The sequence below is a fragment of the Massilia sp. CFBP9026 genome, from assembly GCF_034045165.1.
In the GTDB taxonomy this organism is placed as follows: domain Bacteria; phylum Pseudomonadota; class Gammaproteobacteria; order Burkholderiales; family Burkholderiaceae_D; genus Telluria; species Telluria arenae.
Genome location: NZ_JAXCWH010000018.1, coordinates 1 through 15,654 on the forward strand (window position 1 = coordinate 1; position 15,654 = coordinate 15,654).

Annotated in this window: 16 protein-coding genes and 2 pseudogenes; 7 read left to right on the plus strand and 11 right to left on the minus strand. The window is 67.5% G+C overall.

Annotated features, from left to right (window positions below; translation table 11 throughout):
• The 10 genes and pseudogenes from SOM28_RS25990 to fliE form a co-directional block, all read right to left on the minus strand.
• Window positions 1–550, minus strand: a pseudogene (locus SOM28_RS25990) (hypothetical protein); the annotation flags it as partial.
• An 8-nt stretch (window positions 551–558) separates the two neighbouring features.
• Window positions 559–876 (minus strand): hypothetical protein, encoded by a 318-nt coding sequence (locus SOM28_RS25995; RefSeq protein ID WP_123070447.1) that lies wholly within the window; start codon window positions 874–876, stop codon window positions 559–561.
• Window positions 869–1,258: a flagellar export chaperone FliS gene (gene fliS, locus SOM28_RS26000; protein ID WP_123070446.1), complete on the minus strand. Its 390-nt coding sequence runs from the start codon at window positions 1,256–1,258 to the stop codon at window positions 869–871. Before fliS ends, SOM28_RS25995 begins: the two co-directional genes overlap by 8 nt.
• A 12-nt stretch (window positions 1,259–1,270) precedes the next feature.
• Window positions 1,271–2,665, minus strand: coding sequence for a flagellar filament capping protein FliD (gene fliD / locus SOM28_RS26005; protein ID WP_320469934.1), 1,395 nt, complete (start codon window positions 2,663–2,665; stop codon window positions 1,271–1,273).
• 32 nt (window positions 2,666–2,697) lie between these two features.
• Complete coding sequence (locus tag SOM28_RS26010; RefSeq protein WP_123070444.1) at window positions 2,698–3,189, minus strand: flagellar export protein FliJ; 492 nt, start codon at window positions 3,187–3,189, stop codon at window positions 2,698–2,700.
• Window positions 3,186–4,502, minus strand: coding sequence for a flagellar protein export ATPase FliI (fliI, locus tag SOM28_RS26015; RefSeq protein ID WP_123070443.1), 1,317 nt, complete (start codon window positions 4,500–4,502; stop codon window positions 3,186–3,188). The genes SOM28_RS26010 and fliI overlap by 4 nt, the downstream gene beginning before the upstream one ends.
• Window positions 4,499–5,173, minus strand: a complete 675-nt coding sequence (gene fliH, locus SOM28_RS26020; RefSeq protein ID WP_123070442.1) for a flagellar assembly protein FliH — start codon at window positions 5,171–5,173, stop codon at window positions 4,499–4,501. Before fliH ends, fliI begins: the two co-directional genes overlap by 4 nt.
• Entirely contained in the window at window positions 5,170–6,195 is a 1,026-nt protein-coding gene (locus SOM28_RS26025) for a FliG C-terminal domain-containing protein (RefSeq protein ID WP_123070441.1), read from the minus strand. The genes fliH and SOM28_RS26025 overlap by 4 nt, the downstream gene beginning before the upstream one ends.
• Window positions 6,179–7,882 (minus strand): flagellar basal-body MS-ring/collar protein FliF, encoded by a 1,704-nt coding sequence (fliF, locus tag SOM28_RS26030; protein WP_320469935.1) that lies wholly within the window; start codon window positions 7,880–7,882, stop codon window positions 6,179–6,181. The genes SOM28_RS26025 and fliF overlap by 17 nt, the downstream gene beginning before the upstream one ends.
• A gap of 22 nt (window positions 7,883–7,904) precedes the next feature.
• Window positions 7,905–8,267 (minus strand): flagellar hook-basal body complex protein FliE, encoded by a 363-nt coding sequence (gene fliE, locus SOM28_RS26035; protein WP_123069075.1) that lies wholly within the window; start codon window positions 8,265–8,267, stop codon window positions 7,905–7,907.
• A 329-nt stretch (window positions 8,268–8,596) separates the two neighbouring features.
• On the opposite strand from fliE, the gene SOM28_RS26040 reads away from it, so the two are divergent.
• The 7 genes from SOM28_RS26040 to SOM28_RS26070 are packed head-to-tail and all read left to right on the plus strand — an operon-like array spanning window position 8,597 to window position 14,939.
• A complete protein-coding gene (locus SOM28_RS26040) occupies window positions 8,597–9,517 on the plus strand; it encodes a FliM/FliN family flagellar motor C-terminal domain-containing protein (protein ID WP_320469936.1) in 921 nt (306 codons plus the stop codon).
• Window positions 9,518–9,522: 5 nt separating this feature from the next.
• Window positions 9,523–9,873 (plus strand): FliM/FliN family flagellar motor switch protein, encoded by a 351-nt coding sequence (locus SOM28_RS26045; RefSeq protein ID WP_123069102.1) that lies wholly within the window; start codon window positions 9,523–9,525, stop codon window positions 9,871–9,873.
• Complete coding sequence (gene fliP, locus SOM28_RS26050; protein ID WP_123069077.1) at window positions 9,870–10,631, plus strand: flagellar type III secretion system pore protein FliP; 762 nt, start codon at window positions 9,870–9,872, stop codon at window positions 10,629–10,631. The genes SOM28_RS26045 and fliP overlap by 4 nt, the downstream gene beginning before the upstream one ends.
• A gap of 21 nt (window positions 10,632–10,652) precedes the next feature.
• Window positions 10,653–10,922, plus strand: coding sequence for a flagellar biosynthesis protein FliQ (fliQ, locus tag SOM28_RS26055; RefSeq protein WP_123069078.1), 270 nt, complete (start codon window positions 10,653–10,655; stop codon window positions 10,920–10,922).
• Window positions 10,923–11,714: a flagellar biosynthetic protein FliR gene (gene fliR / locus SOM28_RS26060; RefSeq protein ID WP_123069079.1), complete on the plus strand. Its 792-nt coding sequence runs from the start codon at window positions 10,923–10,925 to the stop codon at window positions 11,712–11,714.
• Window positions 11,704–12,840: a flagellar type III secretion system protein FlhB gene (flhB, locus tag SOM28_RS26065; RefSeq protein ID WP_320469937.1), complete on the plus strand. Its 1,137-nt coding sequence runs from the start codon at window positions 11,704–11,706 to the stop codon at window positions 12,838–12,840. The genes fliR and flhB overlap by 11 nt, the downstream gene beginning before the upstream one ends.
• Window positions 12,837–14,939 carry a flagellar biosynthesis protein FlhA gene (locus SOM28_RS26070; RefSeq protein ID WP_123069081.1) on the plus strand — a complete coding sequence of 701 codons (2,103 nt, stop codon included), beginning with the start codon at window positions 12,837–12,839 and terminating at the stop codon, window positions 14,937–14,939. The genes flhB and SOM28_RS26070 overlap by 4 nt, the downstream gene beginning before the upstream one ends.
• Before the next feature lie 201 nt (window positions 14,940–15,140).
• Here the strand turns inward: SOM28_RS26070 and SOM28_RS26350 are convergent.
• Window positions 15,141–15,496, minus strand: a pseudogene (locus tag SOM28_RS26350) (transposase); the annotation flags it as partial.
• Window positions 15,497–15,654: the final 158 nt, after the last annotated feature.

Sequence of the window (15,654 nt, forward strand, 5' to 3'; positions counted from 1 at the left end):
CGGCCGGAGCTGCCGGTGCGGCTGCCAGCGGCGCGACCGGCGCTTCCGGCGCGGCGCGGGCGGCGACCGCCGGCTGGGCCTCGGGCGCCGCGACCGTATCGGTAACGGCGGCAGCGGCGGGGGCGGTGGCCGCCGTGACCGGTGCGGTGCCGTCGTTGGCGGCCGGCCTGGCGCCCGGCATCGCCATCATCATGGCCGGCAGCGCGGCCGGCGCGACTTGCGGCGTCATCGCGGCCAGCGCAGCGTCGATGACCACGGCCTGCTCGGCGACGAGGACGTCGTCGGCCTGCTCGGTCGCGCTGTCGTCGGGCGTGGCCTCGGGCGCGGTGGCGTCGCCAGGCGCGGCCGCGTCCAGCGCCGGCAGGGCGCCGTCGACCGCGATCCAGTGCTGGAACGGCAGCACCTGGGCGGCCGGCTGCGGCAGGACCGCGTCCGTCGCCGGTGCTGCCGCGTCCGTGGGCGCCGCAGCCGCATCGAGCGGGGCGCCGTTGGCGGCGGCCCTGGCGGCGGTATTGCCGACCGCATTCATGGCGTTCATCGCGCTATTCATGGAGAAATTCATTGTGTGATGCTGCCCGGTTCGAGTTCGCCCGCGAGGGCATAGGCCATGCGGCCTTCCTGGTTGTCGTGCAAATCGTCCATCAGTTCCTGCAGGCCGGCGGCGGCCTCGGCGCTGGCCTGGGCCGCCCCATCGTGGGCTGCGCGCAGGCTGGCCAGGGCCGCGCGTTCGCGCGCGCTCCAGCCGCCGCGCGCGGCCAGCGCCTGGAGCTGGGGCACGAGCTCGCGCACGGCCAGTTCCAGCAGGTCCCAGTCGGCGCGTGCGCCGGCGTCGCGCAGGCGCGCCGTCAGGCGCTCGATGGCGGGCGTCCTATCCATTGCGTTCCTGTACGCCTTTCCAGCCCTGGCGGATGGTGGTCAGGATCTGCACCACTTCGTCGATCATCACCGGATCGAGCTTGATGCTGGCCCCGTGCAGGCGGGTGGCGCAGAACTCGTAGATGGTCGCCAGGTTGGCGACGGTCTCGCCGCCGCTCTCGAAGTCGAGCGAGCTCGACAGGCCGTTGATGATCTCGACGCATTTGTCGATGCTCTTGGCCTTGGCTTCGTAGCGGCGTCCGACGATGTGGGCGCGTGCGCGCGCCAGCTCGTCGAGCAGGCCGTCGGTGAGCAGCAGCACCAGCTCGACCGGCGAGGCGCGCGAGGTCTGCGCGTCCAGGTTGACGGCGTGGTAGCTGCCGTAGGCTTCCTGATAGGACATAGTGGGCTTTCTTCAGTCCTTGTCGTTGCCGAACAGGGCGTCGAACAAGGTCACGTTATGGTTCATCTGGTTCTGCATGGTCTGCAGCTGCGTGAACTGTTTCAGGTAGCGGTCGTAGGCGGCCTTGTGCTGGTCGTTGAGCTTGGCCTGGCGGTCGGCCAGCCTGGTCTGCAGGGTGCTGGTCTGTTCGCGCCGCAGCTTGATCTGGCCGTTGACGCCGTTGCTCCAGGTTTTCACGTACTTGTCGAGGGCGCCGGCGACGCCGGTCGGCGACGCCGCGGCGGTCGAGCCGATCACGGCGTCGAGGCCGGCTGGATTGCGCGCCAGCTGGGCGAGCAGGCGGTCCTCGTCCAGTTCCAGGGTGCCGCTGCGGGTGGCGACGATGCCGTAGTTGGCCAGCGAATCAGGGCCGTCCGGACGCAGCAGGGCGGTCAGGCGGTCGTTCAGCGCGCGCACGCCGCCATCGTGGGAAAAGGCGCCGCCGGCGATTTCATTGGCCTTGTCGCCGGGCTTGGTCAGCGTCGCAAGCACGTTCCGGAGCTTGTTGAAGGCTTCGATGAAGGCCTTGACGTTGTCGGTGGTGGTCTTGTCGTCCTGGCCGACGGTCAGCGTGAACGGGCTGGCGCCGCTGGCCTGGACCTTGGTGAAGGTCATCTTGACGCCGTCGATGGCGGTGAAGGTATTGCTGGCCTGGACGATCGCGGTGCCGTTCTCGGAACCGACGCGGATCTCGGCGTCCTGCGCCTGCGACAGCACGCGGCGGCGCGCCGGATCGGCGTTCGCGGCGGCCAGGCTCGAGCCGCCCGTGACCAGGCTGGTGTCGAGCGTGATCGCGGTATTGGCGCCGGTGTCCTTCGAGGTCAGCACCAGCTCGGCGGTGCCGCCGGTGTTGATCACCGACGCGGTGATCTTGCCGTCGTTGCCGGCGGCGGCATTGATCGCCGCGGCCAGTTCGCGCGTGGAGAGGGTGCCGTTGCCGTCGGCATCGGCGGTCGCCATATTCACTTCGAAGGCGGCCGCGCCGCCCATGTTCACGGTCAGCTTGCCGCTGACGCCGGCATTGTCGGTCAGGCCGGAGTACGACACCTGGCTGACGGCCGCCAGCTGCTTGACGAAGAATGCATAGGTGCCCGGGGCGGCGGTGCTGGAGGCGGTGGCGCTGCCCAGCGTGGTATCGCTGAAGGCCGCCGACTGCGCATACATGGTTTTGTTCAGGCCGGTGAGCGAGGACAGGCTGCTCTGGAATGCGGACAGCGCCGAATTGAGCTCGCTCAGGGCCTTCTCGGTGGCGGTCGCCGCCTTGGTCTGGTTGTTCAGGATTTGCTGGCGCGATGCGATGTACTTGTCGGCCAGGTCGTTCGCGGTCGGAATCGGATCGTAGGTTGGGGCGTTGATTGCTGTTGCCATGAATTGCTCCTTGGTTTATTCGTCTGCTTGGCTCAAGCCGCGGCCTGGCCGCCCGTTTTTCCGGCCATCCATGCTTGGGTGGCGATATCGTCTTCGCGCTTTCTGGTGGCGCGTTCCTTGTCCGCCGCATGCGCATCCTGCTCGCGCACCAGCACCTTGCCCAGCAGCTCGCGCCGGACCCAGGCATCCTTCAGGCGGCCCTGCGCCACCGCCATATTCGCCTCGTGCAGCGACAGGTCGGTGCGGTGGCTGTCGGCCAGCGCCAGCACGCCCTGCTTGTAGGCGCCGCAGTTCAGGGCCAGCGCCGGCGACAGCAGCGGTGCGGCGCTGCTGGCGCCGCTGGCGCCACGCGCATTGCCCGAGGCGCCGCTGCCTTCGGCCAGCGCGTTCAGCCGCTCCAGGTTGTTCTGGTAGCGCAGCCGGGTCGCTTCCTGGCTCGCCAGGTCGGCCTGCAGGCGGTCGACCTGGGTCGTACGCAGTTGCACCAGGGTGCCGATGCTGCGGATCGTGTGTTCTCGCTTCATTCCATCATCGCTTTCAGGGCATCGACACAGCCATCCATGGGGGCTTCCTCGCGCGTTCCCTGGCACAGGAAGGCTTCGATCTGCGGCTGCAGCTGCACCGCGCGGTCGGTTTCGGGATCGGCGCCCGGCACATAGGCGCCGAGCGGGATCAGGTCGCGCACGCGCGCATGGCGCGCCATCGCGGCCTTCAGCTTGCGCGCGGCCAGCGCGTGTTCCTGCGGCACCACCTGCGCCATGCAGCGCGAGATCGACTGGGCGACGTCGATCGCCGGATAGTGGCCGCGCTCGGCCAGCTCGCGCGTGAGCACGATGTGGCCGTCGAGGATGGCGCGCGCCGAGTCGACCACCGGGTCCTGCTGGTCGTCGCCTTCGGCCAGCACCGTATAAATGGCGCTCATGCTGCCTCGGGCTTGTTCACCATTGCCGGCCGATTCGACCAGTTGCGGCATGTTCGAGAACACCGACGGCGGATAGCCGCGCGTGGCCGGCGGCTCGCCCAGCGACAGCGCCACTTCGCGCAGCGCCATCGCGTAGCGGGTCAGCGAATCGCACAGCAGCAGCACGTTCTGGCCGCGGTCGCGGAAATGGGCGGCGACCGCATGGCACATCTCGGTCGCCATCACCCGCATCAGCGGGCTTTCGTCGGCCGGCGCCACCACCAGGACGGCGCGTTTCAGGCCGTCGGGGCCGAGCGAGCGCTCGACGAATTCGCGCACCTCGCGGTTACGTTCGCCGATCAGGCCGACCACGATCACGTCGGCCACGGTCTGGCGCGTGATCAGGCCCAGCAGCACCGACTTGCCGACCCCGGAACCGGCCATCAGGCCGACGCGCTGGCCCTTGCCGATGGTGAGCATCGAATTGATGGCGCGCACGCCGACGTCGAGCGGTTCCTCGACCGGCGCCTTCTTCAGGGGATTGACGCGCGGCGGGGTGGTCGACAAGGGCTGGTCGCCGCCGAGGCGGCCCAGGCCGTCGATCGGTTCGCCCAGGCCGTTGACCATGCGGCCCAGCCAGCTGGGGCCGATCATCAGATCGCTCTTGTCCGGCGTGGGCAGCACGCGCGCGCCGGTGGACAGGCCGGTCGCCTTCTTGAACGGCATCAGGTACGATACTTTTTCGCGGAAGCCCACCACTTGCGCGTCGAGCCACTCGCCGTCGACGGTCTCGATGCGGCAGCGCTGGCCCGTATGCAGGCGGCAGCCGACCGATTCCAGCAGCAGCCCCTGGGCGCCGACCAGGCGCCCGGTCGGCGTCGCCACCGGCACCGCGCCGATATCGACCGCGCGCAAGGAATCGGCAAGGGCCATCATGCTGCCGGCTCTTCCGTCATGAGCTGGTCGTGGACCTGCTCCATCACCGCCTTCAGGCGGCCCTGGCAGCCGGCGTCGACTTCATTGTCGCCGGAGCGCACGCGGCACTCGCCCGGTTCCAGGGCAGGGTCGGGCAGCAGGGTCCAGGCGCGGGCGCGCTTGGGATCGAGTTCCTGCACCCGGCGCAGTTCTTCAGGATTCATGAACACTTCGACTTCGTCGCGCGACGGCGGCATCACCGACAGCGCTTCTTCGACCAGGGCCAGCAGCTGGACCGGCTGCAGCGCCAGCTCGGCGCGGATCACCTGGCGCGCGATCTTGCCGACCAGGTCGACCACTTCGTTGCGCTGGGCCGCGCGCAGGTCGGCCTTCAGCTGTCCCAGGCTGTCCAGGATGGCGTCGACCGGGCGCGCCAGTTCGTCGAAACGGGCCAGCGCGGCGGCGCGGCCTTCTTCCTGTCCGAGTTCGCGGCCCTCGGCCTCGCCGCGCGGGTAGCCTTCTGCGCGGCCCTGGTCGAGGCCGGCCTCATAGCCTTCGCGCTGTCCCTGGCGGTAGCCGTCGGCCAGCGCGCTCTGCCATTCCTCGGTCGAGCCGACGCCGTCCGAACCGGTCGGACGCGCCTTGCTGACCTGGTGCAGCGGCGGGAAGTGAAAGGACCTGAACGGTTTCATTCGGCGGTCGCCTCGGCAAACAGCTGGATGTCGATTTCGCCGGCGTCGGCCAGTTCCTTGACGGTGGCCATGATCTCGCGGCGGGTCTGCTCGATGCGCGACATCGGGACCGGGCCCGAACGGCGCATCAGGTCTTCGAAGCTCTGGGCCTGGCGGCGCGGCATGGCGGCCAGGATGGCGTCGCGCAGCGGCGCTTCGGCGCCCTTGAGCGCGATCGCCCACTGTTCCAGCGGCACGTCGTCGAGCAGGCGGGTGATGACTTGCTCGGTCTGGCGCGACAGGATGAAGAAGTCGTACATCGACATCTCGATCTGCGACACCACCTCGGGATCGTGGGCGCGCAGCAGTTCGACCATGCCGGCGCGGTTGTCCTGCAGGCGGTTGAGGATATCGGCGACCTGGCGCACGCCCTCGACGCTGGCGCTTTGCGTATCGAGCGCGGCCAGGCAGCGGTTGACCAGTTCTTCGAGTTCGTGCAGCACGTCGCGGTCGATCTCGTCGAGGCGCGCCATGTTCAGCAAAACCAGTTCACGACCTTCGACCGGCAGCGCTTCCAGGATCTGGGATGCCAGCGCCGGCGGCAGGAAGGCCAGGAACACGGCCTGCATCTGCACGTGCTCGGAGGAGACGAATTCGGCCAGCCAGCGCGGCGAGGCATACTGCAGGCGCGCCATCATCGGACGGATCGCGTCGCCATAGATCGTGTTGAGCACGCTGTTGGCGATGTCGCTGCCCAGCGCCAGGTCGAGCGAACGCTTGAGGTAGCTGCGCGAGGCGCCGTGCAGGCCGCTTTGCTGGCGGTAGTCGTCGAAGAAGGACTGGAGCGCCGAGCGGACGGCGTCGACCTTGATGCCGCTCATGCGCGACATCACCTGGGTCAGTTCCATCAGTTCGTCGCGCTCGAGGCAGCGCAGCACGGCGGCCGCCTGCTCCTCGCCGATCGACAGCAGCACGATCGCGGCCTGTTCGACCGAGGTCAGGGCGACGTCGTCGTCGCCCTCAAAATTATTCTGGTCGGCCATGTTTTTTCTGTACCCATTGTTTGACGACTTCGGCAACGCGCTCAGGCTCCTTGCCGGCCAGGACTTTCAAGTGGTCGACCATGACGTCGACCGCCGAACCGCTCGGCGGCAGGTCGTAGTTTTCCAGCAGCGGCACCACGGCGCCGGGGCGGGCGGCCGTGGCCACGCCGTCCGGCGCGCCGAGGGCGGCCACGCCGGCCGGCGCCCCATCGGCCGCATCGGCGGCAGCCGCAGCGCCGCTGCCCGGCAGGGCCGGCGCGGCCGGCACCAGCGGCGGTTGTTGCGGCGCCAGGCGGGTGGTGACGGCGCGCAGCAGCGGGCGGGCCAGCAGGAAGTAGGCCAGCAGGGCGCCCAGCGCCCACAGGGCGTAGGTGGTCATGTCGACCACGTTGTCGCGCTCCTGCCACCATTCCTGGGCCACCGGCGCGGCCGGGAATTTCAGGCTCGACACGGCCAGCACGTCGCCGCGCGCGGCGTCGATGCCCAGGCCGCCGGCCAGGATTTTTTCGATATTGGCCAGCTCGGCCGGGGTCCAGGCCTGGCCGTTGGCAGCGCTGGCGTTGTTCAGCACCACTGCCACCGACAGCTTCTTCAGGCGGCCGCGCTCGCGCTTGATCTGGGTGATCGCGCGGTCATAGGCGTACTGGCGGGTGGTGGCGTTCTTGCGCGCGCTGCCGTCGTCGTTGTTCTCTTGCGGCGCGTCGCCCTCGGCATCCGGGGTGGCCGGCGCCGGCGGACGGTTCGACAGGGTGCCCGGCACGCCCAGCGCCATGCGGTTCTTCTCCATCTCCTCGCGCATCGCTTCGCTGGTGACCTTCGGCGCTTCGCCGTATTTTTCCTGGGTCTCTTCGATGCGGTCGTTGTCCACCGCGGCGGTGACGCTCAGCTTGTAGTTATCGACGCCCAGGATCGGCGCCAGCAGGTCGTTGACGTTGGCGCGCACTTCGTCGGTGTAGCGCCTGGAGGCGGCGTCGCCCTGGGTCGCGCCTTCGAAGCCGTCGGCCAGGTCGACCCGCGCCGACAGCAGGTTGCCGGCCTGGTCGACCAGCGACACGCGCTGCGGCTTCAGGCCCGCCACGCTGCCCGAGACCAGGTTGACCACGGCGGCCACCTGTTCGTTCGACAGCGCGCGGCCCGGCTTGACGGTGACCATCACCGAGGCCGAGTTGCCGTCGGTATTGGCGGTGACGAAGGAGCTGGTCTTGGCGATCGCCAGGTGGACGCGGGCGGAAGCGATGGCGTCCATGGTCAGGATGCTTTGCGCCAGCTCGCCTTCCAGGCCGCGCCGGAAGCGCACGTCCTGCACGAATTGCGACACGCCCAGCGGGTCGGAACGGTCCATCAGTTCCAGGCCGGCCGGCAGCTGGGCGGTCACGCCCTTGGCGGCCAGCAGCATGCGCACCTTGCCCAACTCCGACGCCGGCACCATCACCTGGCCGCTCTCGGGATGGACGCGATACGGAATCTGTTCGGCTTCGAGCACCGTCATCATGTCGGCGGCGACGACTTTTTCGCGCGCGCCGAACACCGGCTTGTAGCTGGACTGGTCCTGCCACAGGTACATCATGATGGCCGCGGTGAGCGCCACGGCCAGGCCGAGCATCAGCGGCAGGTTGTTGCGCAGCGCCGGCGGCAGCGAGGGCATGGCCAGCTTGCCGCCGACGGCGGCTTTGAGGGAGGAGATCACGGGTTGTCGCTTTTCGAATGGTTCAGACCGGGAGCTTGATCAGTTCGTCGACCGCCGTCATGACCTTGTTGCGAACCTGCATCAGCATCGAAAACGACAGGCTGGCCTGCTGGCTCGCCAGCATGGCGCCGACCAGGTCGTCGCTCTTGCCGGCTTCGACCGCGGCCACGCGGGCGCCGGCGGCCTGGTCCTGGGCGTTGACGTTGTCCAGCGCCTGCTTCATGACGTGGGTGAACGAGAAGCCGGCGTCGGCCTGGGCCCCGTGGGCCCCGTGGGCCCCCAGCTCGGCGAAGGAATTGGCGGCGGGGGCGATCGCCAGGCGGTTCGCGTCGTTGGTCAGTTGCGCCAGGTCGGCCCGGATCAGGCCGGCAAGTTCAGTTGCCATCGTGGTTCCCATTTAAAACGTTGTTGTTAGCGAGCGACATATAGTTACCGTTTTTCGTCTTTTTACAACGGTTCTTAGTAAGTAAAACTTGAAAACCGATCAACGAACGAACGTTTGTTTTTGCCGTCTGACTTCCGTCAAGCTACTGGTTTTGCCGTTGTCCCCAGAGGGAAGCGGGTCAGTTGTTGCGGTGCGACAGCACGATATTACCGTACGGCAAGTTGGAAATCAAAGAAGAATGTCAAAGTCTCAGCGGGTAAGTTCCCTGTATAATTGTTGCTGTGGGGAATGAAAAGCTGTCATCGAAACGTAATTTTCAGTCAACAAACATGTCGATTAATCAACCAGAGCGTGCACGCGATTTCCAGGTGCTCGACCCCTGCCTGCTGGGACGTCCGGTACACCTGCTGCCGTCCTTCGCGGCGCGCCTGGCCGAAGCGCTGGGTGCGGCGATGGCCTCGCCCGGAGGCCGCCGCTACTGGGGCGCCTTCCGTCTCGAGAGCCTCGCCTTCGAGCGCGCTCCCGACGACCGCAGCCTGCGCTGGCTGGGCGTGACCGGTCCTTATGGCCTGGCCGCGGTCGCGTTCGAGCGCGGTTTGCTGCTGGGCCTGCTTGAAGGCCGCTATGCGCGCCGCACCCAGGGCCCGAACGCTGCACCGCAGCGCGACCCCGGCCTCGAGCGCGTGACCGCGACCGAGGAGCGGCTGGGCGCGACCCTGGCCCAGCAAGTGGCGGCGCTGCTGGACGAGAAGGTGGCCGAAGGGCTGCTGGCGGCGGGTGCTGCTGTAGCGGCCGCGCCACAGCTGGCCAAGGCCGGAACCTCGATCGTGCCGGCGGGCGCCCCCGGCAAGGCCGGCTGGGTGATCCGCGTCGTGCTGCGCGCCCAGTATGGCCGACGCGATACCGACGACCCCAGCGTGGCGGCGCCGGAAGGGCAATTGTGGATCAGTCCCGACCATGGCCTGATGGCCCATGTGTTGCAGGGCCTGATGGCCGAGCGCAATTGCATGCGCGGCGCCGTGCGCATGGCGCGCGAACCGCTGGCCACGCACCTGCAGGTGAAGCTGGAAGGCCGCCTGGTGAGCAAGGAAGTGACCTTGGCCACGCTGTTCGGCCTGAAGGTCGGCGACGTGATCCCGGTCTCGGTCGGCCGCGCCGACGTGCTGCTCGACGATTCCCGCCTGTTCACGGCCGCGGTGGCCGAGCACAAGGGCAAGCTGTGTTTAACCTCATTTGAAGACGCCGAATAATGGACATGAACCTCAACGAGCAACTGGCTGGCGACGTGATCATCGATGATCTGGACGCCGCCGAGCAGGCGACCTCCACGGCCGGCCGCACTGGCGCACGCCAGCTGCCGCAGATGATGCGGCGCATCCCGGTGACCCTGACCCTCGAGGTCGGGTCGGCCCGGGTCTCGCTGCAGGAGCTGATGGAGATCCAGCCATCGTCGGTGCTGCCGCTCGATTCGCTGGCCGGCGAACCGCTGGTGATCAAGGTCAACGGCACCCCGATCGGGCGCGCCGAGGTGGTGGTCGCGGGCGAGCAGTACGGCCTGAAGGTGATCGACCTGGACGGCCTGAACCTGGACATGCTCGCGCCATGACGCGCGGCGCGCGCGCAGCCGCTGGCGCGCTGCTGCTGTACGGCCTGCTGGCCTCGGCGCCGGCGCTGGCCCAGAACCAGGACCTGCTGGCCGGGGTGATTCCCGGCGCCGACGCCGCCAGCTCCGGGATGAGCGTCAAGTCGCAGATCCTGGTCATCATGACCCTGCTCGGGCTGCTGCCCGTGATGATCATGATGATGACCTGCTTCACCCGCTTCGTCATCGTGCTGTCGCTGCTGCGCCAGGCCCTCGGGCTGCAGCAGGGCCTGCCGACCCGGATCATCACCGGCATCGCCCTGATCCTGACCATCCTGGTGATGCGTCCGGTCGGCGAGCAGGTCTGGAAAGACGCCTTCCTTCCCTACGACCAGGACCGGATCGGCCTGGAGCAGGCGCTGCGCATCGCCGAGGGCCCGATCTCTCGCTTCATGCTGGCCCAGACCAGCAAGGCCTCGCTGGCCCAGGTCGCGCGCCTGGCGGGCGAGCCGCTGCATGCCCAGCCGCAGGCGCACAGCTTCCCGGTCAAGCTGGCGGCCTTCGTGCTGTCCGAACTGAAGACCGCGTTCCAGATCGGGGCCATGCTGTTCATCCCGTTCCTGATCATCGACCTGGTGGTGGCCTCGGTGCTGATGGCGATGGGCATGATGATGCTGTCGCCGCTGGTGATCTCGCTGCCCTTCAAGCTGCTGCTGTTCGTGCTGGTCGACGGCTGGACGCTCACCGTCAGCACCCTGGTCGGCAGCATCCACGGCTTTTAGCGAATCCGGGAGAAACGAGACATGACACCCGATATCGCCGTCGACCTGGTGGTCGAGGCCCTGCAGATCGTGATGCTGCTGGTGATGGCGCTGGTCATCCCGGGCCTGATCATGGGCCTGGTGGTGGCGCTGTTCCAGGCCGCGACCCAGATCAACGAGCAGACCCTGAGCTTCCTGCCGCGCCTGCTGGTGACCTTGCTGGCGGTGATCCTGGCCGGCCACTGGATGACCTCCAAGCTGATGGATTACTGCGTGTCGGTGTTCCAGCGCGCCGCGACCCTGGTGGGTTGAATGGGCATCGAGCTGTTCGGATTCCTGCTGCCGCTGATCGGCGCCCTGTGGTGGCCGTTCTGCCGCATCATGGCGATGATGGTCACCGCCCCGGTGATGGGCGACGGCGCGATCCCGATGCCGGTGCGCGCGCTGCTGGCGCTGGTGCTGTCGTTCCTGATGCTGCCCCTGACCACCCGCGCGGGCGGCGCCATGCCCGATCCGTTCTCGCTGGCCGGCGTGGTCGCGATGTTCGAGCAGGCCGTGATCGGCGGCGTGCTGGGCCTCGCCCTGCAGTTCGCGATGGCGGCGGTGACCATGCTCGGCTTCCTGGCCTCGAGCCAGATCGGCTTTTCGATGGCCCAGATGAACGACCCGATCAACGGCCAGGTCTCGGACGTGATCTCGGGCCTGATGTCGCTGGTGGCGATGCTCGTGTTCTTCGCCATCGACGGCCACCTGGTGCTGGTGGCGGTGCTGGGCCAGAGCTTCCATGCCTGGCCAGTCGGCTCGGGCTTCCAGCCGATGCTGCTCGAGGCGGTGGCGCTGAACGTCGGCTGGGTGTTCTCGGCCGCGATGCTGCTGGCGCTGCCGATCGTGTTTTCCACCATCGTGGTGCAGATGGGCTTCGGCTTCCTGAACCGGGTCGCGCCCAGCCTGAACCTGTTCTCGCTGGGCTTCGCCCTGGTGACGATCTTTGGCCTCCTGATGCTGGTGCAGCTGGTGCGCTTCATCCCCGAGCACTACGTCGCGATGACCAACCAGGTGCTCGAGATGATCAACGAGCAGATGAGGATGGCCCGTGGCGGATAACAGCAGCGGCGACAAGACCGAAAAGCCCTCAGCCCAGAAGCTCAGGAAGGCGCGCCAGGAAGGGCAGGTGGTGCGCTCGCGCGACCTGGCGACCGCGGTCGGCATCCTGATCAGCCTCAAGCTGTTCGCGCTGATGGCGCCGAGCTACCTGGAAGACATGCGCCACCTGTTCCGGCTGGTGTTCGCGCCGCTGGGCGCCGAGGGCGCGATGGAGAACGCCCTGTCGGTGGTGTTCGGCGCCGCCGTGGTGCTGCTGGTGCAGATGGTGTTGCCGCTGCTGGCGGTGCCGTTCGCGATCATCGTGGCCGGCGCGGTGCCGGGCGGCTTCATCGCCAGCGGCAAGAACCTGCAGCCGAAGTTCAGCCGCTTCAGCCCCATCACCAACCTGGGCAACCTGTTCACCCAGAAGCACTGGGTCGGTTTCCTGACCTCGTTCGCCAAGGCCGTGATGCTGGGCGTGGTGCTGTGGATGGTCTCGCGCGCCAGCATGAAGGGCTACGTCGAACTGCAGCGCATGCCGCTGATCGACGCCCTGACCACCGGCGCCGGCCTGGCCTTCGACGCCCTGATGGCGCTGGTGGCGGTGTTCGTGGTGTTCGCGGTGATCGACGTGCCGGTGCAGCACTACCTGTTCATGCGCAACCAGCGCATGAGCAAGCAGGACATCAAGGATGAACACAAGAGCAACGAGGGCCGGCCCGAGGTCAAGCAGCGCATCCGCCAGCTGCAGCAGCAGCTGGCGCGGCGCAGCGTGCGCAGCACGGTGCCGACCGCCGACGTGGTGATCGTCAACCCCGAGCACTATGCGGTGGCGCTGAAGTACGATACCGGGCGCGCCGAGGCGCCGTTCGTGGTGGCCAAGGGCGTCGACGAGATGGCGCTCTACATCCGCCAGGTGGCGCGGGAAAACAATATCGAGACCCTCACCCTGCCGCCGCTGGCGCGGGCGATCTATAACACCAGCCAGGTGCAGCAGCAGATTCCGGCACAGCTGTACCAGGCGGTGTCGCAGGTGCTGAACTACGTCCTGCAACTGAATGCGTTCCGAACGGGCCGGCGCCAGGCGCCCCCGCGGTTCCCCAACGAGGTGGACGTTCCACCTCACCTGAGCGAGGCAAGAGCATGAACTTCACGAATACCTTCAACGCCTTCGTCGGCGAGCTGCGCAAGCACAAGTTCGCGGCCCCGGTATTCCTGATCGCGCTGCTGGGCATGATCATGCTGCCGCTGCCGCCGGTGCTGCTGGACGTGCTGTTCACCTTCAATATCGTGCTGTCGCTGATCGTGATCCTGGTCGCGGTGACGGCCAAGCGGCCGCTCGACTTCTCGGTGTTCCCGACCGTGATCCTGGGCGCCACCCTGATGCGCCTGGCGCTGAGCGTCGCTTCCACGCGCGTCGTGCTGCTGCATGGCCACGAAGGCACGCATGCCGCCGGCCAGGTGATCGAAGCCTTCGGTAACGTCGTCATCGGCGGCAACTTCGTGGTCGGCCTGGTGATCTTCATCATCCTGATGATCGTGAACTTCATCGTCGTGACCAAGGGCGCGGAGCGGATCTCGGAAGTCTCGGCGCGCTTCACGCTCGATGCGCTGCCGGGCAAGCAGATGGCGATCGACGCCGACCTGAATGCCGGCCTGATCAACCAGGAGCAGGCCACCACGCGGCGCAAGGACGTCGCCGCCGAAGCCGACTTCTACGGCGCGATGGACGGCGCCTCGAAGTTCGTGCGCGGCGATGCGATCGCGTCGATCCTGATCCTGATCATCAACCTGGTGGGCGGCGTCGCGATCGGCGCGCTGATGTACGACCTGGCCCTTGGCGACGCCTTCCGCGTGTATGCGCTGCTGACCATCGGTGACGGCCTGGTGGCCCAGATCCCGGCGCTGATGCTGTCGGCGGCGGCTGCGATCCTGGTTACCCGCATCGGCGAATCGGGCGACCTCGAACAGCAGGTCGGCAACCAGGTGCTGGCCCAGCCGGGCGTGCTGTATTCGGCGGCCGGCGTGATGCTGCTGATGGCGGTGGTGCCCGGCATGCCGTGGCTGTTCTTCGCGCTGGCGGCGGCGGTGCTGGCCTTCGCCGGCTGGAAGGTCGGCCAGCGGGTGCTGGCGCCCGACAACGCCGGCGTGGCCAAGATCGAGGCCGCGCTGCGCGAAGAGCGCGTGGTCGACCTCGACTGGCAGGCCTTGCCGGTGGTGCAGCCGGTGACGGTGGCGGTGGGCTACAAGCTGGTCGGCATGCTCGATCGCGCCCAAGGCGAGCCGCTCAACAAGCGCGTCAAGGGCGTGCGCCAGAGCCTGTCGGAGCAGATGGGCATGCTGCTGCCGGCGATCGCGGTGCGCGACGACCTGGCGCTGCGTCCCACCCAGTATGCGATCAGCCTGTCGGGCACGGTGGTGGCCGAGGCCGAGGTGATGCCCGACCACCTGCTGGCGATCCCGTCGCCGAACGTGTACGGCGAGCTCGATGGCGTGCCCGGCATCGAACCGGCCTACGGCATGGCCATCACCTGGATCACGCCCGACCAGAAGGCGCATGCGCTGGGCCTGGGCTACCAGGTGGTCGAGGTGCCGAGCGCGATCGCGACCCACGTCTCGAAAGTGGTGCGCGAATACCTGCACGAGCTGTTCCGCCACGAAGACGTGCCGGCCATCCTGGAACGCCTGACCGCGCTCTCGCCCAAGCTGGCGGCGGCGCTGGACAAGGCGCTGACCCATACGCAGCTGCTGCGCGTATTCCGCGTGCTGCTGGCCGAGGGCGTGTCGCTGAAGGATATCGTGGTGATCGCGACGACCCTGCTCGACAGCTCGGAGACGACCAAGGATCCGATCCTGCTGGCGGCCGAGGTGCGCTGCGCGCTGCGGCGCCAGATCGTCTCGACCCTGTTCGGCAAGAAGAAGGACATGCCGGCGTTTAATCTGTCGGCCGAGCTGGAAAACATGCTGCTCGGTTCCCTGAACCAGGCGCGCCAGGCCGGCGGCGGCAAGGTGGTGCTGGACAACTACCCGATCGATCCGCAACTGCTGTCTCAACTGCAGATCAATATGCCGGTGGCGCGCGAGCAGATGAAGCAGCAGCACACGCCGCCGCTGCTGCTGGTGCTGCCGCAGGTGCGCCCGCTGCTGGCGCGCTATGCGCGCCTGTTCGCGCCGGGCCTGCACGTGCTGTCGTATAACGAGATTCCCGAGAACCGGGATGTGTCGATCGTCGGGACCGTTGGCTGAGAGCGCCTGGCAGAACCGTTCGACATGACCGCCAACAGATGAGTGAGCAAGCGAGCGAGAGGAACGCCTGATGGGTGCCTGCTCGTCGCTCATGGCGGATGCGTAATCTGCGAAAGTGGTGTAGCCACCTTCAGGTGCGCTCGACGTCCGACGCCATCGACCGGGCCTTTCTCGAAAACGCGCGTCGGCTACCTGGGGGCGTGAGATCTTGGCTACCAGCGGCAATCCCCGCTGATCGACGAGCAAGTCGTGTTCGCCGCCGAGCTTGCGACGATCAGCAGGATTTCTGCCCGTGTGCTCGCCACCCGCATGGGCGAGTAAGCGGTAGCGTCAACGCAAGCTCGATCCCACATGATTTGGTCGTGCTCGGGCAGCCGTCGACGAACTGCCTCGTGGACGCGCTGCCAAGCGCCAGCTTCCATCGATTCCTGAAGCCGGCGTCAACAAGTCATGCCACTGCCGCAGCCGAGTTCGCGCGGCAAATATTCCCATGGTATCCCGGTCTTGAGCACAAACAGGATTGCGGTCAGGGCCGCGCGATCATCGATGCGCGGGCGATGGCATCAGTCCGTGTACAAACACGGACGCCAGTTTAGTGCCCTGACTGAGCCTTCGTACGCCCGCTATCGACCCATTGCAGACGTTGACGGCTAAGAGAAGGACGGGCGGTTTGAACTCGGTGGTGACTTTTTTCGCGTTACCGCTCAATCTCTTT